23 protein-coding genes and 1 rRNA gene are annotated in these 16,347 nt (G+C 43.2%); 2 read left to right on the top strand and 22 right to left on the bottom strand.

The genetic code is table 11. The features are described 5' to 3' along the window. Both BLW54_RS18765 and BLW54_RS18760 read right to left on the bottom strand, forming a co-directional pair. Positions 1-201, bottom strand: a 16S ribosomal RNA gene (locus tag BLW54_RS18765); the annotation flags it as partial. A 431-nt stretch (positions 202-632) separates the two neighbouring features. After that, positions 633-854: a hypothetical protein gene (locus BLW54_RS18760; protein ID WP_074736227.1), complete on the bottom strand. Its 222-nt coding sequence runs from the start codon at positions 852-854 to the stop codon at positions 633-635. 118 nt (positions 855-972) lie between these two features. On the opposite strand from BLW54_RS18760, the gene pdaB reads away from it, so the two are divergent. Then, the gene (gene pdaB / locus BLW54_RS18755; RefSeq protein ID WP_074736225.1) at positions 973-1,731 is read left to right on the top strand and encodes a polysaccharide deacetylase family sporulation protein PdaB; all 759 of its coding nucleotides are present in this window, start codon (positions 973-975) and stop codon (positions 1,729-1,731) included. A 193-nt stretch (positions 1,732-1,924) separates the two neighbouring features. Here the strand turns inward: pdaB and BLW54_RS18750 are convergent, their stop codons facing one another. After that, positions 1,925-2,524 carry a KinB-signaling pathway activation protein gene (locus BLW54_RS18750; protein ID WP_035511739.1) on the bottom strand — a complete coding sequence of 200 codons (600 nt, stop codon included), beginning with the start codon at positions 2,522-2,524 and terminating at the stop codon, positions 1,925-1,927. Positions 2,525-2,661: 137 nt separating this feature from the next. On the opposite strand from BLW54_RS18750, the gene gerD reads away from it, so the two are divergent. Then, positions 2,662-3,321 carry a spore germination lipoprotein GerD gene (gene gerD, locus BLW54_RS18745; RefSeq protein WP_035511632.1) on the top strand — a complete coding sequence of 220 codons (660 nt, stop codon included), beginning with the start codon at positions 2,662-2,664 and terminating at the stop codon, positions 3,319-3,321. 40 nt (positions 3,322-3,361) lie between these two features. On the opposite strand, the gene salA is transcribed toward gerD, so the two are convergent. From salA to rplO, 19 genes are all read right to left on the bottom strand, one after another. After that, entirely contained in the window at positions 3,362-4,414 is a 1,053-nt protein-coding gene (gene salA / locus BLW54_RS18740; protein WP_035511633.1) for an iron-sulfur carrier protein/transcriptional regulator SalA, read from the bottom strand. Between the two features lie 79 nt (positions 4,415-4,493). Continuing rightward, a complete protein-coding gene (gene cwlD / locus BLW54_RS18735) occupies positions 4,494-5,219 on the bottom strand; it encodes an N-acetylmuramoyl-L-alanine amidase CwlD (protein WP_035511635.1) in 726 nt (241 codons plus the stop codon). A gap of 327 nt (positions 5,220-5,546) precedes the next feature. Beyond that, a complete protein-coding gene (rpsI, locus tag BLW54_RS18730) occupies positions 5,547-5,939 on the bottom strand; it encodes a 30S ribosomal protein S9 (protein WP_035511637.1) in 393 nt (130 codons plus the stop codon). Between the two features lie 17 nt (positions 5,940-5,956). Beyond that, positions 5,957-6,394 carry a 50S ribosomal protein L13 gene (rplM, locus tag BLW54_RS18725; RefSeq protein WP_035511639.1) on the bottom strand — a complete coding sequence of 146 codons (438 nt, stop codon included), beginning with the start codon at positions 6,392-6,394 and terminating at the stop codon, positions 5,957-5,959. A gap of 211 nt (positions 6,395-6,605) precedes the next feature. Continuing rightward, positions 6,606-7,346, bottom strand: coding sequence for a tRNA pseudouridine(38-40) synthase TruA (truA, locus tag BLW54_RS18720; RefSeq protein ID WP_035511641.1), 741 nt, complete (start codon positions 7,344-7,346; stop codon positions 6,606-6,608). A gap of 16 nt (positions 7,347-7,362) precedes the next feature. Continuing rightward, entirely contained in the window at positions 7,363-8,160 is a 798-nt protein-coding gene (locus BLW54_RS18715; RefSeq protein WP_035511642.1) for an energy-coupling factor transporter transmembrane component T family protein, read from the bottom strand. Next, entirely contained in the window at positions 8,153-9,025 is an 873-nt protein-coding gene (locus BLW54_RS18710; protein WP_035511644.1) for an energy-coupling factor ABC transporter ATP-binding protein, read from the bottom strand. The genes BLW54_RS18715 and BLW54_RS18710 overlap by 8 nt, the downstream gene beginning before the upstream one ends. Beyond that, the gene (locus BLW54_RS18705; RefSeq protein WP_074736223.1) at positions 9,001-9,840 is read right to left on the bottom strand and encodes an energy-coupling factor ABC transporter ATP-binding protein; all 840 of its coding nucleotides are present in this window, start codon (positions 9,838-9,840) and stop codon (positions 9,001-9,003) included. Before BLW54_RS18705 ends, BLW54_RS18710 begins: the two co-directional genes overlap by 25 nt. A 293-nt stretch (positions 9,841-10,133) precedes the next feature. Further along, positions 10,134-10,493 (bottom strand): 50S ribosomal protein L17, encoded by a 360-nt coding sequence (gene rplQ, locus BLW54_RS18700; RefSeq protein WP_035511648.1) that lies wholly within the window; start codon positions 10,491-10,493, stop codon positions 10,134-10,136. A 45-nt stretch (positions 10,494-10,538) separates the two neighbouring features. Then, positions 10,539-11,483 (bottom strand): DNA-directed RNA polymerase subunit alpha, encoded by a 945-nt coding sequence (locus BLW54_RS18695; RefSeq protein WP_035511649.1) that lies wholly within the window; start codon positions 11,481-11,483, stop codon positions 10,539-10,541. Between the two features lie 179 nt (positions 11,484-11,662). Continuing rightward, positions 11,663-12,058 (bottom strand): 30S ribosomal protein S11, encoded by a 396-nt coding sequence (gene rpsK / locus BLW54_RS18690; RefSeq protein ID WP_074736221.1) that lies wholly within the window; start codon positions 12,056-12,058, stop codon positions 11,663-11,665. A gap of 30 nt (positions 12,059-12,088) precedes the next feature. Next, a complete protein-coding gene (gene rpsM / locus BLW54_RS18685) occupies positions 12,089-12,454 on the bottom strand; it encodes a 30S ribosomal protein S13 (protein WP_035511652.1) in 366 nt (121 codons plus the stop codon). 24 nt (positions 12,455-12,478) lie between these two features. Next, positions 12,479-12,592, bottom strand: coding sequence for a 50S ribosomal protein L36 (gene rpmJ, locus BLW54_RS18680; protein ID WP_002509257.1), 114 nt, complete (start codon positions 12,590-12,592; stop codon positions 12,479-12,481). Positions 12,593-12,620: 28 nt separating this feature from the next. Continuing rightward, a complete protein-coding gene (infA, locus tag BLW54_RS18675; protein ID WP_008636026.1) occupies positions 12,621-12,839 on the bottom strand; it encodes a translation initiation factor IF-1 in 219 nt (72 codons plus the stop codon). Beyond that, the gene (locus BLW54_RS18670) at positions 12,817-13,152 is read right to left on the bottom strand and encodes a KOW domain-containing RNA-binding protein (protein ID WP_035511657.1); all 336 of its coding nucleotides are present in this window, start codon (positions 13,150-13,152) and stop codon (positions 12,817-12,819) included. The genes infA and BLW54_RS18670 overlap by 23 nt, the downstream gene beginning before the upstream one ends. Positions 13,153-13,168: 16 nt before the next feature. Then, the gene (gene map / locus BLW54_RS18665; RefSeq protein WP_074736219.1) at positions 13,169-13,915 is read right to left on the bottom strand and encodes a type I methionyl aminopeptidase; all 747 of its coding nucleotides are present in this window, start codon (positions 13,913-13,915) and stop codon (positions 13,169-13,171) included. Beyond that, on the bottom strand, positions 13,915-14,565 hold the full coding sequence (locus tag BLW54_RS18660; RefSeq protein ID WP_035511659.1) for an adenylate kinase: 651 nt from the start codon (positions 14,563-14,565) through the stop codon (positions 13,915-13,917). Before BLW54_RS18660 ends, map begins: the two co-directional genes overlap by 1 nt. A gap of 43 nt (positions 14,566-14,608) precedes the next feature. After that, a complete protein-coding gene (secY, locus tag BLW54_RS18655; protein WP_035511661.1) occupies positions 14,609-15,901 on the bottom strand; it encodes a preprotein translocase subunit SecY in 1,293 nt (430 codons plus the stop codon). Next, the gene (gene rplO, locus BLW54_RS18650; protein WP_035511663.1) at positions 15,901-16,341 is read right to left on the bottom strand and encodes a 50S ribosomal protein L15; all 441 of its coding nucleotides are present in this window, start codon (positions 16,339-16,341) and stop codon (positions 15,901-15,903) included. The genes secY and rplO overlap by 1 nt, the downstream gene beginning before the upstream one ends. Positions 16,342-16,347 lie beyond the last annotated feature (6 nt).

Below are 16,347 nucleotides of genomic sequence, written 5' to 3'. Positions count from 1 at the left end.
GAAAAGTATTACCCAGCATTAGCCCCGGTTTCCCGGGGTTATTCCGGTCTTACAGGCAGGTTGCCCACGTGTTACTCACCCGTCCGCCGCTCGTTCCACGAGCTTCACCCCGAAGGGATCCACTCGCTTCCCGCGCTCGACTTGCATGTATTAGGCACGCCGCCAGCGTTCGTCCTGAGCCAGGATCAAACTCTCCATAAAAGTTAAGTTTGACTTGCTCATTTGCACACCGAATGTGCTTGTTTAAAATCTCTTCTATATAAGAAGAAATGTTTGACGTACTGGTTGGTTCGTTCAGTTTTCAAAGATCAAATGTTTCGTCCGCTTTGTTAGCGACTTAACCATCTTACCACACCGAGTTGCTTGTGTCAACAACTTTTTTTGTGATGTTTTTTTGCTGTCGTTTTTGCGACAAATACTAATTTATCACCTTTAATTCAAAGTGTCAATAACTTTTTAAAAGTTATTTTGATGATTGCGTTTTTTGTTTTCCCGACAACGTTTAATAATATAGCATAGAATGAAAAAGAAATGCAATGCTTTTTATGAAATTCATTTAAAAACTATTTCATAGCCCAATTCAAATCGTATAAAAGCCCTGATTCTCCGTCAGGGCTCCGTTTTCTATTTAATTAGTTCTGTTTCTTTTTACGGGGCATATATTGTAGGCATTCTTCTCTTGTTGCGAATCTGCGGAAAACATGAAACAACACTTCGTACCTTTCTTCCATTGCTCTTTTCAAGCCTTGGTCGATCCTATGGTCTCCAAGGTCAAACGTGATTTCTTCCATTTCCCTCTTTAACAAGTATTCCATTTCACGACGCTCTTGTTCACTAATAATTAATCCGTGCATTTAAAAGGACCTCCCTTGAACGACTCTCTTTATTTTTACCCTAATTTCATTGTTTTTAGCATAGGTTGTCCTTTTTTTCATATGTATAGAACATATTGGAAGGAAGGTGAACTGTGTGATGAGTTTCTATTTCATGAAAGCTGAACGCTTTAAACGATATGGAGTTGTAGTTGCTTTGGCATTTTTTTGCGCTCTTTTATTATGGGTAGGTCAATGGAGCCAGCTTCCTGTCTTTTCAAATGAAGGCGAGCCTCGTGCATTAACACAAGGTAGCGAGGACCGTTCACACGTTGCTCTTACATTTAATATAAGCTGGGGAACTGAAAAAGTGCATGAGGTACTGAAGCAATTGGAAGCCCATAAGGCTCAGGCGACCTTTTTCATTAGTGGTGAATGGGCCGAGCGCCATCCGGACATCATAAAGGAAATTCACGAGGGAAAGCATGAAATCGGAATGATGGGTTATAAATACGAAAGTTACCTTGAACGGAAACCTGAGCAGGTACGATCAGATATCAACCAAGCTAAGGAAGCATTTGAGAAATTAGGATTTGAAGATATTAAATGGATCCGCCCTCCTCATGGACATATGGATAAGGAAGTTTTAACAATGATTGAGAATCAAGGGATGCAGGCGGTTCAATGGAGCATTAATCCACGTGATTGGGAGAATCCTGGGACAAATAATATCATCGACGCTGTTTTAAACGAAGGTTCCAAAGGAGATATTATTTTGATGCACGCTTCTGACTCCGTTAAACAAACGGCTAAAGCTCTTGAAGTCATTCTCCCAGGCTTAAAACAGAAAGGGCTGAAATTTGTCAGTATTACCGAACTTGTCAGCGGCGGTGAATCAGAGACAACACAAATTGAATAGAGTGCTGTTCACCGAAAGTAAAACGAGCGAAGGAACAGTCCAATTAGTTCCATTAAAACTAAAGCACCGCGTATTCGTGGCTGGCTTTAGTTTTATTTTTTCCCAAAATCATTAAAGTTATAAATGGCCTACATTAAAAAAGCTTGCAGAGAAAAAGGGATTCTCTACAAGCTGGCTATTATACATGTTTAGGTTACGCGGCTGTTTCAGATGAATGAGTTAGGCGATGAAGAAGGATTAATTGATAGGCATTACAGATAAATAAAGGAATAATCATCAACCAAACGTAATCACTTCCTTGCGCCCGGAGAGCCGGTACCCATTCAACGCTTGTAACAACAACCATGAAAAACAAGGCCGGAATAAATGCATGTGGTTTAGTTTCCTTCGCTTTAACATAAGCAATGATCAAGGAAAGAGCTAACAGCCCGAGTGCTGTCCATAGAAATGGCCAAATCGTTGCGCCCTCCGCTGCCCGGTATCGAAAATACACTAAATCAAACAATGTAAAAGCAATCAAAAAGACTTGTACAGGACTCCACAAGGAGCGGAACATGCCTTTTCCAAATTGATTAACGGTTAAATAAGCGAAAAAGCCCATCTGACTTATGACGCTGAATATAAATCCAAGTCCAGAGAAAAATAACAATAAACCAATGAGCTCAAAGAGTTGGAAAGGCTGCATCACTTCAGCATAGGAATCATATTTGAAGATGAAGCTTATGATCAACGTAGTGAGACCGCCGATCCATAAAGTTGTCAAAAACAACCTTACCCATTTACGACTATTCACGAAAGTTCCCCCTATTATACAAAAGACTTCTCCATCGTATTTTACCACGAAGCCATTCTTTTTTCCTCCGGTCGCATAAATTTTGTCGAAACGCAGATAGTAAACGTAAGGAGAACTTAAGAAAGGGGACATGCGCAATGTCCAAACTCCGATTATTATGTCCCGTCCTGATCCTTGTATTACTTGCCGCATGCAACGGCGCCTCAAACGCAAGTGAACAGACGGATTATGATACCACAAAGAAAATGATCGTTGACATTCTTAAATCGGACGACGGAAAAAAGGCAATGACTGAAGTTCTTTCTGATGAGAAAATGCAACAATCCATGGCCCTTGAGTCAGAAGTTGTCTCACAAGCTGTCCAAAAGACGCTTGTCTCAGAAGAAGGAAAAGCTTTTTGGAGTAAATTATTCTCTGATCCGAAATTCGTCCAAGAATTCAGCAAAGTCCTTGAAGAACAGCAAAAGAAGCTGATGAAGGGTTTAATGAAAGATGCTGAATACCAGAAGTTAATGATTGAACTTTATAAAAACCCTGAAATGATGAATGAAATGGTTACCGTCATGGAGGGACAGCAATTCCGATCACATCTCCAGAAGACGATCGAAGAAACATTAAACAGCCCTGTATTCCAAGCTAAGATGAGCGAAACATTATTAAAAGCCGCTGAAAAAATGCAAAGTAGCGGCGGAGGATCAGGCTCATCAGAAAAAAGTGGACAAAGCAGCCAGGAACAATCCGGGAGTAATGGCGGTGGTGATCAAGGAAAAGAGCAAGAAGGCGGATCAGCATCATAAAAAAACACGCACTCCTCTAAGAAGGAGTGCGTGTTTTATTTTAATATTTATCGATTACTTTCGCTGCCATGTTTCGGTATATAACACCGATCGGGTGATCGGACTGATAAACTGATGGTGCAAATACATCTTCTTCTTCATAAGGCTGCTGAAGAGGGATATGACCTAATACACCTGTTTTAAGCGTATCAGCAAGCTTCACTCCGCCTCCGCGGCCAAACACAAATTCTTTGTTCCCCGTCTCTTTACTCTCGAAATAAGCCATGTTTTCGACGACACCCAGAATTTCGTGGTCCGTTTTTAGAGCCATCTGTCCTGCACGCGCGGCAACAAATGCCGCCGTCGGGTGTGGAGTTGTAACAATAATCTCTTTAGAGGATGGAAGCATGGAATGCACATCTAGAGCCACATCACCTGTTCCTGGAGGTAAATCGAGAAGAAGATAATCTAAATCTCCCCACTCTACTTCTTTAAAAAAGCTTGTTAACATCTTACCCAGCATCGGACCTCGCCAAATAATTGGAGAGTTATCTTCAACAAAGAAACCCATAGAAACCAATTTAACTCCAAATCGCTCTACGGGAATAATTTTTTCACCGCGTACAACTGGACGTTCCTCTACCCCCATCATATCAGGAACGCTGAACCCATATATATCCGCGTCAATAATTCCAACTTTCTTACCGAGACGAGTTAACGCAACAGCCAGATTGACCGTAACCGTCGATTTCCCTACGCCGCCTTTCCCACTGGCAATGGAAATAAACTTCGTACCTGTGTTACCGCCAAGAAGTGAAGCCTCCTGCTCCTGTTCCGCTGCAGGCTGCAACTTTTGGATAACCTCATCAGGCAGTTGATCAAAGCGCAGCCCTACCGTTGCTGCCCCGCCACTTTTCAGCTCATTTACAATTTTCTGCTGCAATTCCATCTGTTCAGCTGTATTCGTTTTTCCAATCAAAATTTTTACACTGACATGATTTTTTTCTTCCTTGATCTTAATCTCTTCGACTCCACCGGTCTCTTCCAACGTTTTATGTAAAAACGGATCCTCGATTGAATGAAGGATATCTAGTACTTTTGCTTCTGTTAACAAGCCGGTCACCATCCTTAGAAAATGTTTCTGTAATGCCAGTATAACATATATGAAACGCTTTCTAAGTGATTTGCTTTAATCAGTCTTCGGAAGACATTTCTCTTTCCGTGACATAACGAAGTATACCCTGGTATATAGAGGCTGACATTTTCCTTTGATAATCATCATTCTTTAGTAATTCACGTTCCTGAGGATTAGATAAAAATCCTGCTTCTACTAAAACACCGGGAGCTTTTGCATGCTTTAGTATAAATATATTCGATAAGCCGAAGGCGCCACGGTCTGTATTCCCTACATTCTCCCTAATTTCAGATTGGACAAATTTCGCTAGGTTTTTACTCTCTGAATTCTTAGGGTAATAAAAGGTCTGCGCTCCGCTCCACTTTTCAGAAGGAATGGCGTTCAAATGCAAACTGATGTATAAGTCCGCTTCTTTTTCTTCGATATATTGAACTCTATTCCTAACATCTTCTGCTTGTCTACGTCTTGCCCTTTCTGCTTCATCTGACGCAAGGTCATTGTCATCATCACGAGTTAAGTATACAAGCGCCCCCGCTTGCTGCAAATAATCACGAAGGTATTCAGCCATTTGTAATGTAATCACTTTCTCTTCAGTCCCGTCTTTGCCGGAAGCGCCAGCGTCAGGTCCTCCATGACCAGGATCTAATACAATGACCTTACCAGATAAAGGGGATGACCAAACGGTCCACGCATCTTTCGCTTCTTGAATCGGATAGGAAACAGCACAGACTAGAACAATGATCCCAACGAGCCACAAAAATGTCTTTACTCTTCGTTTTGGCATGCCTCACACTCCCTTATACTCCTCCCTTTCTGAATATATGGGACAAGACGGGCAAATATGTGAGGCTTAAACCAGATCTTTCATTGAAAGAAGTTAAACCAGCAACCAGGTATGATTTAGAGATGGAACCATTATAAAAAAGACCTACCTTCCTCTCTTCTTCTTAACCCAATTGTTTTATTCTTTTTAAATCGTCAGGCCTGGGATCGATGCTAGAACATGAAGGACATCCTCTTAATAAATGAACTCTACATTTTTCATATTTCCCAGCCCACAAAAAAAGACTCCCAACCTTCTTGGTTGAGAGTCCTCTTGTAAGTGCAAAGATTAACGCTTGGAGAATTGTGGCGCGCGACGGGCACCTTTAAGACCGTATTTCTTACGCTCTTTCATACGTGCGTCACGAGTCAATAGACCTGCGCGTTTCAATGGCGTACGGTATTCAGGATCCGCTTGTAACAATGCACGAGCGATTCCGTGACGGATTGCGCCAGCTTGTCCTGTGAATCCACCACCATCTACATTTACATATACATCATAATTACCTTCTGTTTCTGTCACAGCTAGAGGCTGCTTAAGAATTACACGAAGGGTTTCATATGGGAAAAAGTCTTCAGCATCACGTTTGTTTACTACTACACGACCAGTTCCTGGAACAAGACGTACACGAGCTGTTGAGCTCTTACGACGACCAGTACCGGAGTATTGTACTTGTGCCACTTGATTACCTCCTTTAATTATCCGCGAAGTTCATAAACTTCTGGTTTTTGTGCTTCATGTTTGTGTTCAGATCCAGCGTAAACATGAAGTTTCTTGCCCATTTTACGTCCAAGACTTCCTTTTGGAAGCATACCTTTTACAGCAAGCTCTAGCATTTGCTCAGGGTATTTCGTACGCATTTCGTTAGCTGTACGGGATTTCAAACCACCTACATGGTTAGAGTGACGATAATAGATCTTATCGTTGATTTTGTTACCTGTTAGTTCGATCTCACCAGCGTTGATGATGATAACATGATCACCAGTGTCAACATGTGGTGTGTATGTTGGTTTATTTTTACCGCGAAGGATCGCAGCAACTTCGCTCGCTAAACGGCCAAGTGTTTGCCCTGCAGCATCCACAACATACCATTTACGTTCAACGTTGTTTTCATTTGCCATGAAAGTTGTGCGCATGTCGGTTTCCCTCCTGAATTGTTTGATTTCACATAGACTTCGTTGCTTCTTTATCATTTATCTCAAATACGATTAGTTTTCCGGGGCTAATCGTGGTACAGAAATAAAATGCCATAGAATATAATATAACACCCCACAACTAAATGTCAAGGGAATGCACACCTGGATTCGTTGTTTTTTTAAGGTTTTGGACATTCCCTTGAAAAAAACTCTAATAAAACACTTTCCACAAGAACAGGCCTTGCGGTGGAGCTGTCTTACCAGCTGCAATCCTGTCTTTGGCTGCAATGATTCTCTGTATGTCCTCAGGTCTCCGTTCTTTCCGCCCGACTTCTAATAAAGTGCCAACAAGAATCCGCACCATGTTATAGAGAAACCCCGAACCTCGGAAGATGAAGATCACTTCATCTCCCCGCTTGCTAACATCGGCCTGATAAATGGTTCGCACTTTACTTCCCTTTATATCGGTTTTCGGGGAACAGAACGAGGTGAAATCATGCTCCCCTTCAAGGTAACGGCACGCTGCCTTTATAGCATCTATGTCTATGGCTGCTTTTACGTGGTAGGTATAATTTCTCCTGAAGGGATCCGGCTCCTGATGATTCCGGACATAATAACGGTACTCTTTTCCACTCGTATCATACCTTGCATGAAAATCATCCGCTGCTTGGTCGACAGAGGAGACTTGAATATCCTCAGGCAAAAGGGAGTTCAACGCTCGCTTCCAGTTGCCTATGGGAATCTGAAGCGGAGTATCAAAATGGATCACCTGACCAATCGCATGAACACGCGCATCCGTCCGCCCAGAGGCTGTGACTTTAATTAACTGTCCTTTATGCATCTTCCTAAGTGCCTTTTCAAGTTCGGCCTGAATGGTATTTCCATTAGGCTGGACCTGGTAGCCGGAATAATTTGTTCCATCATAACGAATGACCATACGGATCCTTTTCATCACTCTATCCTCCATGTTAGTTCCGAGTCATAAATAAGGCCATAACTAATAAAACGAAAACTATATACAAATACACATCAATTTTGGTGATTTGTAATTCCCTCAGTTTCGTCCTGCCTTCCCCACCCTGATAACCACGCGCCTCCATCGCCATAGCGAGCTCCTCAGCACGTTTAAAAGCGCTGACGAATAATGGCACTAAAAGCGGAACAACAGCCTTCACACGGTCCTTAAATGCTCCTGTGCGGAAGTCTACTCCTCGGGAGGCTTGAGCTTTTGATATTTTTTCTGTCTCCTGCATCAATGTTGGAATAAACCGAAGAGAAATAGACATCATTAATGCCAGTTCGTGGACCGGGAATTTCACTTTCTTTAAAGGTCCCAACAACTCCTCGATAGCATCCGTGATCTCAATAGGGGTTGTGGTTAACGTGAGAAGGGACGTTACCAGAATAAGCAGGAAAAACCTCAAAGAAATAGCCCCCCCTTGGACAAGGCCTTCCTTGTAGACATCCCAGCCAAAAATGGAAAAAGCCACATCCCCTTCACGGGTTACAAACAAATGAAGAAGAAATGTAAATAGGATCAAAAACCATACCGGCTTTAACCCTTTTAGAATATATCGGAAAGGGACTTGTGATAGAAAAGCACTGCCGACAGCAAACAGGGCAAGTACTCCGTAACTCATAGCAGAGTTAGCAAAAAATACGATCACTACATAAAAGAAAATGATAGCAATTTTGGAGCGAGGGTCCAGGCGGTGGATCACGGAATCAGCCGGGATATACTGCCCTATAATCATTGAACTACTCATGATCGCTGCCCCCTCTCAGTTGATGGGCTAATTCTTTTGCTAACTCAGCTAAAGACTGCCCTTTGTATTCAAGATTAATGCCGTATTCTTTCTTGGCTTTTGTTAAAAAGGCAATAACTTCGGGAACGTCAAGCTGGACAGCTTCCAGAACGTCCTCTTGTTGGAAAAGTTCTAAAGGCGTGCCTTCTCTATATAACTTCCCATGATTCATAATAAGAATATAATCTGCGTACGACAGGGCATCTTCCATGCTGTGGGTAACCAAAACCGTTGTCAGCTCTTTTTCCTTATGGAGATCATAAAACATATCCATGATTTGTTTTTGACCACTTGGGTCGAGACCTGCTGTCGGTTCGTCCAAAACCAGAACTTTCGGCTCCATAGCAAGAACACCAGAAATCGCTACCCTGCGCATTTGGCCACCACTTAGATCAAAAGGAGAACGATCCAGGAGTGCTTCAGGAAGTTTTGTAGCTTTGACGGCCTCATTAATACGGCGATCGATTTCCTTTTGGTCCACCCCAAAGTTTTGAGGACCAAAAGCGATGTCCTTCGCGACTGTCTCCTCAAATAACTGATGCTCTGGATATTGAAAAACTACGCCTACCTTTTCTCTTAGTTCGCGTAAATGCTTATTTTTTTCACCTGCTTTGAGAGTATAGTCGCCGATATGAATAACACCTTCTGTAGGCTGTAACAACCCGTTCAAATGTTGAATAAGCGTCGACTTCCCTGAACCGGTATGGCCAATGACAGCAACAAACGAGCCTGATTCAATGGAAAAGGTCAGGTCCTCAAGAGCCCTATGCTCAAACGGACTGTTTGGTTGATAGATATAACTTACATGGTCGAACGAGATATGCATAAATCCTCCAACAACTCCTGGTGATTGAGTGGCTCACGAGAAAGCCTCACACCTTCTTTTTTCAGGTGATCAGCCATTTTACTGACAAATGGAGTGTCCAAGCCAATTTCGGTCAAATGATCTTTTTTTGAGAATACATCACGCGGGCTACCTTCCATCCATATTTCTCCCCCGTTCATAACAATGACTCTAGAAGCCATCGTTACCTCTTGAAGATCATGGGTAATGGTGATCAGGGAAAGGTCTCTCTCCTGCTGTACATCGCTAACAGTCTGCATAATCTCTTTTCTGCCCTTAGGGTCTAGCATCGCTGTAGCTTCATCAAGAATGATAAACTCTGGAGATACAGCCAACACACCTGCTATTGCGATACGCTGCTTTTGTCCTCCTGAAAGCCTGTGAGGTTCATGACGTTCAAATTTCTCCATACGGACAGCTTTAAGGCTTTGCTGAATACGGTTAACCATTAGATCACGAGGCATTCCATGATTCTCCATCCCAAATGCTACATCATCCCTTACCGTAGTTCCGACGAACTGATTGTCAGGGTTTTGAAAAACCATTCCTACCTGTTTTCTGACATCCCAAACCGTATCAGCATTCACTTTCGTCCCGCCAACATATACTTCCCCTTCTTGTGGAAATAAAAGCCCGTTCATTAACTTTGCGATTGTCGATTTACCAGAACCATTATGACCGATAATCGCTACCCATTCATCCGGACCTATAGTGAAGTTTACATTTTTCAAGACCCACGGCATATCTTCTTGGTAACGAAAAGATACATTGCGAAACTCAACTTGTCTCTCTTCCATCTGTGTTCCTCCTCTGCTCAACTGACTATTTCCCAGGAAATACGACACTATTTCCTATTGAACCATTCCTATGATCGATTCGATACGCAAAGCTTTTCGCATCAGGAGGTGAATCAATAGTACAAGGTACCTGACTCCCCTCGTAGGGCTCCTACTGTATGTCATCATTGTTCAATAAAGAAGTTATCTGAAATCATTCCATGAAGTACTTTTAATTCCTAGACAATAAAAAAAGGGCTGGATGCAACCTCGCGATGAGATTCAGTCCTGCCCTTTTACCCTGATGGTATTCATTAAACTAGTTCAATGATCGCCATTTTAGCTCCATCACCTTTACGCTCGCCGAGCTTAAGTACGCGAGTATAACCACCTTGACGGTCCTCATAGCGTGGGCCGATGTCAGAGAATAGCTTTTGCAAAGCAGTCTTCTCGCCTTCTTCATCAGCTTGCGCACTGTAAAGGAATGATTCAGCTTGGCGACGGGCATGTAGATCGCCGCGTTTCCCTAGTGTAATCATTTTTTCTACAACAGAACGTAGCTCTTTCGCTTTAGCTTCTGTTGTTTCCAAACGTTCGTGAATGATCAAGTCTGTCGCTAAGTTACGAAGTAGCGCCATACGCTGATCTGTTGTACGTCCTAGTTTTCTAGCCATTGATAATCCCTCCCTTATCTGAATCTCTTAGATGCGTTCTATCAATTAATCGTCTTTTCTTAGACCTAAGCCCAAATCGTCCAACTTGTGCTTCACTTCTTCAAGTGACTTGCGACCAAGGTTACGCACCTTCATCATGTCTTCTTCAGACTTATTCGCAAGCTCCTGCACTGTGTTGATACCAGCGCGTTTCAAGCAGTTGTAAGAACGGACAGAAAGGTCAAGTTCTTCGATCGTCATTTCTAGAACTTTTTCTTTTTGGTCCTCTTCTTTTTCAACCATGATTTCAGCTTTTTGAGCTTCATCTGTCAAGCCTACAAAGATATTGAGGTGTTCCATATAGATTTTAGCCCCAAGAGAGATCGCTTCTTCCGGACGAATGCTGCCATCCGTCCATACATCCAACGTCAACTTATCAAAGTTAGATGTTTGACCGATTCTAGTGTTCTCTACTTGATACGTCACACGGGATACAGGCGTAAAAATAGAGTCAACTGGAATTACGCCGATTGGTTGATCCTCATGGTTATTTCCTTCAGCCGGACGATATCCTCGGCCGCGTTCTGCTGTAATACGAGCACGGAAGCTGGAATTACTATCCAGTGTCGCGATGTGAAGGCCTGGATTCAGAACTTCTACATCACTGTCGTGCGTAATGTCAGCCGCTGTAACTTTTCCTTCACCCTGTACATCAATCTCCAAAGTCTTCTCTTCTTCAGAATAAACCTTCAAAGCTAGTTTCTTTAGATTTAGAATGACAGTTGTTACGTCCTCGACGACACCTTCGATTGTTGAAAACTCATGAAGTACACCATCAATTTGAACTGATGTGACAGCAGAGCCGGGAAGTGAGGATAATAGGATACGACGCAAGGAGTTCCCTAGAGTTGTACCATACCCACGCTCAAGCGGTTCTACGACGAACTTACCAAAAGTAGACTCATCGCTGATCTCGACCGTTTCAATCTTTGGCTTTTCAATTTCGATCATTTACACTAAACCCTCCTTCAAAACGTCGAAACCCCGGTTAGACAATAGGTCTAACCGAAATTCCTCAGGTAGGCAGTCCCGATAAAAAGACAACTGCATATTTTTTCTGTCTACGGCGTTGCTGATTAAAAGCTATCATAACCCATTATAGACAGGGTGACAAATTCTATTCAGAACTATTATACGCGACGACGTTTTGGTGGGCGGCAACCATTGTGTGGTACTGGCGTTACGTCACGGATTGCCGTAATTTCAAGACCTGCTGCCTGCAGAGAACGGATCGCTGCTTCACGACCAGCACCAGGGCCTTTTACTGTTACTTCTAAAGTTTTCATACCGTTGTCCATAGCGTCTTTTGCTGCAGCTTCAGAAGCCATTTGAGCAGCAAATGGAGTAGACTTACGGGAACCTTTGAAACCAAGGGATCCAGCACTGCTCCATGCGATTACGTTACCTTGAACATCGGTGACCGTTACGATTGTGTTGTTGAAAGTAGAACGGATGTGTGCCACACCGGACTCTATATTCTTTTTCACGCGACGCTTACGACTACGAGTGTTTCCTTTACGTGCCATATAGTTAGCTTACCTCCTTTGTGTTACTTATTATTTACGTTTGTTAGCCACGGTACGACGTGGGCCTTTACGTGTACGAGAGTTGTTTTTCGTCTTTTGACCGCGAAGTGGAAGTCCACGACGGTGACGGATACCGCGATAAGAACCAATCTCAATCAAACGCTTGATATTAAGAGAGTTCTCACGGCGAAGATCACCTTCCGTGTTATGTTGTTCCACTGCTTGACGAATTTTAGCTAGTTCGTCTTCTGTAAGGTCGCGAACGCGAGTATCTTCAGAAACACCAGCTTCAGCTAGTACGTCTTTGGCAAGGGATTTACCGATACCGTAAACGTAAGTTAGGGATACGACTACTCGCTTATCACGAGGAATATCTACACCTGCAATACGTGCCATAAGTTACGTGCACCTCCTTCAGTTTTAACCTTGTTTTTGTTTATGCTTAGGGTTTTCACAGATAACCATGACTTTACCTTTACGTTTGATGACTTTGCATTTTTCGCAAATTGGTTTTACAGAAGGCCTTACCTTCATCATCCATACCTCCTTTAAGATCGGAGTTTTATTTATAACGGTACGTAATACGTCCTTTAGTTAAGTCATAAGGGGAAAGTTCTACCGTTACCTTGTCTCCAGGCAAGATTCGAATGAAGTGCATACGAATTTTACCAGAAACGTGAGCTAAAACGGAGTGACCGTTCTCGAGTTCAACCTTGAACTGTGCATTCGGTAAGGTTTCAACGACGGTCCCTTCTACTTCAATTACATCGTCTTTCGCCATCGAGTTGATCTCCCTTCTTCAAATCAGTCACTGCTTCATTGACATATTTTGATACGGCAAATCGAAGCTTGCCATTTGTGACACGACCAGTTTCCAGAAGGCTGTCCTGGACTTCCGGAGAGATGAAATCCATAAGCTCAACATGTTGCAAATTCTTTTTCTTTGGTCGATCATACTTACGTTTCTCTCCGTCGGCAAGCAGCACAAAGCGGCCATCCAGCACATCGATCACTACCGCGTACTGTCCTGCCTCTCGCCCCTGCACAATACGAACAATTTGACCTATTCGCGGACTCGACTCAGATTCGTTCAAAAACGATCACCTTCATTTAGGATTTTGTAAGGATTTCATATCCTTCCTCCGTAATTGCAATGGTGTGCTCAAAATGCGCACACGCTTTACCATCTTGAGTGACTACCGTCCATTGATCGTCAAGCGTCTTCACATAACGAGTGCCTGCGTTCACCATCGGCTCTACAGCCAACACCATCCCAGGTTTAAGACGTGGACCTTTGTTTGGCGGGCCATAATGAGGAATTTGGGGATCCTCATGAAGCTCCTGCCCTACTCCGTGCCCGACGTACTCCCTTACAATCGAAAAGCCCTCAGGCTCGACGTAACTTTGAATGGCATGGGATATATTTGAAAGGCGTACACCTGGTTTTGCTTCATCAAGTCCTTTAAACAGTGATTGTTCAGTAACTCTCAGCAACTCCATCGTTTTGTAATCTACGGCGCCGACTGGATAAGTCCAAGCTGAGTCACCATGATAACCTTTATATTTGGCACCAATATCGATGCTGATAATATCACCTTCGTTCAGGACCCTGTCTCCAGGAATTCCATGAACAAGTTCTTCGTTGACAGATGCACAGATACTTCCACGGAATCCATTATAACCTTTAAAAGATGGGATTGCATCCATACTGCGTATGAATTTATCAGCAATCTTATCCAATTCTCCAGTTGTTATACCCGGTTGAATATTTTCTTCCATCTTTTGGTGCGCCAAGGCAACGATTCGCCCTGCTTCACGCATAATATCTAATTCCCGCGGAGTCTTACAAATAATCATTAAGCTAGCTCTCCCAGCTTGTGATCGATGTCTTGGAATACTTCGTTGATATCTTTATCACCTTCGAATGATACCAAGTACCCTTTCTCTTGGTAGAAATCAAGAAGAGGTTGTGATTGCTCTACATTGACCTCCAGGCGTTTTCTTACGGTTTCCGGTTGATCGTCTTCACGTTGAATCAACTCAGAGCCATCATGATCACATTTGCCATCTTCCTTTGGTGGGTTAAAGACAACGTGATACGTAGCACCGCATGTCGGACAGATGCGTCGTCCAGTGAGACGCTCGATGAGCTGCTCCTTAGGAACATCGATATGGAGAACATAATCCAATGAATCTTCCATATCAGTCAAGAGATTCTCAAGGGCTTCTGCTTGAGCGATCGTTCTTGGAAACCCATCTAATAGGAATCCTTTTTGACAATCGGGTTTGCTTAGACGCTCGCGAACGATTCCGATTGTTACTTTATCAGGAACCAATTCACCTTTATCCATATAGGATTTAGCTTCTTTGCCCAGTGCTGTTCCTTCTTTGATAGCTAAACGGAACATATCTCCTGTTGAGATATGAGGGATGTCATATTTTTCGACTATCTTCTCAGCCTGAGTACCTTTTCCGGCACCAGGGAGACCCATCAGAATTAAATTCAACGTCTTCCCCTCGCTCTCATTTATTCATTAGCTTTAACACTAATTATTTAATGAATCCTTGATAGTGGCGTTTCACCAGCTGACTTTCAAGCTGTTTCATCATTTGAAGGGCGACCCCTACGACGATGAGCAAGCCGGTTCCTCCGATTTGTATGCTTGGCGGCAACTGCGCAGCAGAACCCAAGACTATCGGAAGAATGGACACAGCTGCTAGGAAGATGGATCCTACGAACGTCAAACGATACATGACACGCGTCAAGTACGTTTCAGTATTTGCACCAGGACGAATCCCCGGGATATATCCACCTTGTTTCTTCAAGTTTTCAGCCATTTGCTCGGGGTTCACCTGAACAAATGTATAGAAGTAAGTGAAGGCGATAATCAACGCAACATAGATAACCATTCCAGGCCAGTTCTGATAATCAAATATATATTGAATGACAGAAGCAACTTCGCTGTCTTCAAATAATCCAGCGACGGTCCGCGGTGCGATTAGGAATGATATCGCAAAGATGACCGGGATTACCCCTGCAGCATTCACTTTAAGTGGTAAGTGAGTAGAATGCCCACCTACAGGTGAACGGTTAACCAACCGTTTTGCATATTGAATAGGAATCTTTCGAAGGGCTTGTTGGATGAAAATAACACCGACAACGACCGCAACGATGACAAGTACAATCAGAGCAATGATCACGAGGTTGATGAACAATTCATCCCCAGCACCGGAGATATATTGATCATACAACTGGTTCACACCTGTCGGGATTGCAGCGACGATTCCAGCAAAAATCAGGATGGAAATACCATTTCCAACCCCGTGTGCAGTGATTTGCTCACCAAGCCACATGAGAAACGCTGTTCCGCCTGTCAAAACAAGGGCAATGATTAAAAATTTCGTTACACCAGGATCTGCGATCAATTGACCTCCTGCTAACGCATTAAAACCAATAGACATGCCGATTGCTTGGATAAAAGCGAGAACGATCGTTCCATAGCGGGTAAACTGAGCTAATTTTCGACGGCCGACTTCACCTTGTTTCTTCCACTCCGCAAACTTAGGAACAACGTCCATCTGCAACAACTGCATGATGATAGAGGCTGTGATGTAGGGCATGATCCCCATGGCAAAGATGGAGAAATTCTGTAATGCCCCGCCCCCAAATGTGTTTAGAAATCCAAACGCATTTTGTTCATCCATGAAATTGATGGCTTCTCTATTTGTAAAAGGAACCGGGATGAATGTCCCCAGGCGAAAAACAATGAGCATCAACAAAGTGAAAATAATCTTCCGCCGAATATCACCCACGCGCATAAAATTGGAGATTGTCCGGAACATTAAATCACCTCAGTTTGACCGCCCGCTGCTTCAATTGCTTCTTTTGCGGAAGCAGAGAACTTGTGAGCTTTCACTGTAAGTTTCTTCTCGATTGAACCTTTTGCTAGTACTTTGATTCCGGCTTTTTGATTGCTTACCACACCAGACTCTAGCAATAGCTCAGGAGTAACCTCTGTGCCTTCTTCGAAACGATTCAGTGCATCAAGGTTAATAATCGCAAATTCCTTACGGTGAACGTTAGTGAAACCACGCTTTGGAAGGCGTTGGAAAAGTGGCATTTGACCACCCTCGAAACCTGGGCGAGTTTTACTACCTGAACGCTGTCCTTGACCTTTATGACCACGCCCGGAAGTTTTACCATTACCAGATGACATACCACGACCTACGCGGTTACGTTCTTTACGAGTACCTTTAGCAGGTTTTAGTTCATGAAGTTTCATGCGTTG

The organism is Halobacillus karajensis (genome assembly GCF_900108515.1).
In the GTDB taxonomy this organism is placed as follows: domain Bacteria; phylum Bacillota; class Bacilli; order Bacillales; family Halobacillaceae; genus Halobacillus; species Halobacillus karajensis.
The sequence above is the reverse complement of the archived record's forward strand: the minus strand, read 5'-3'. Positions and strand labels throughout refer to the sequence as shown.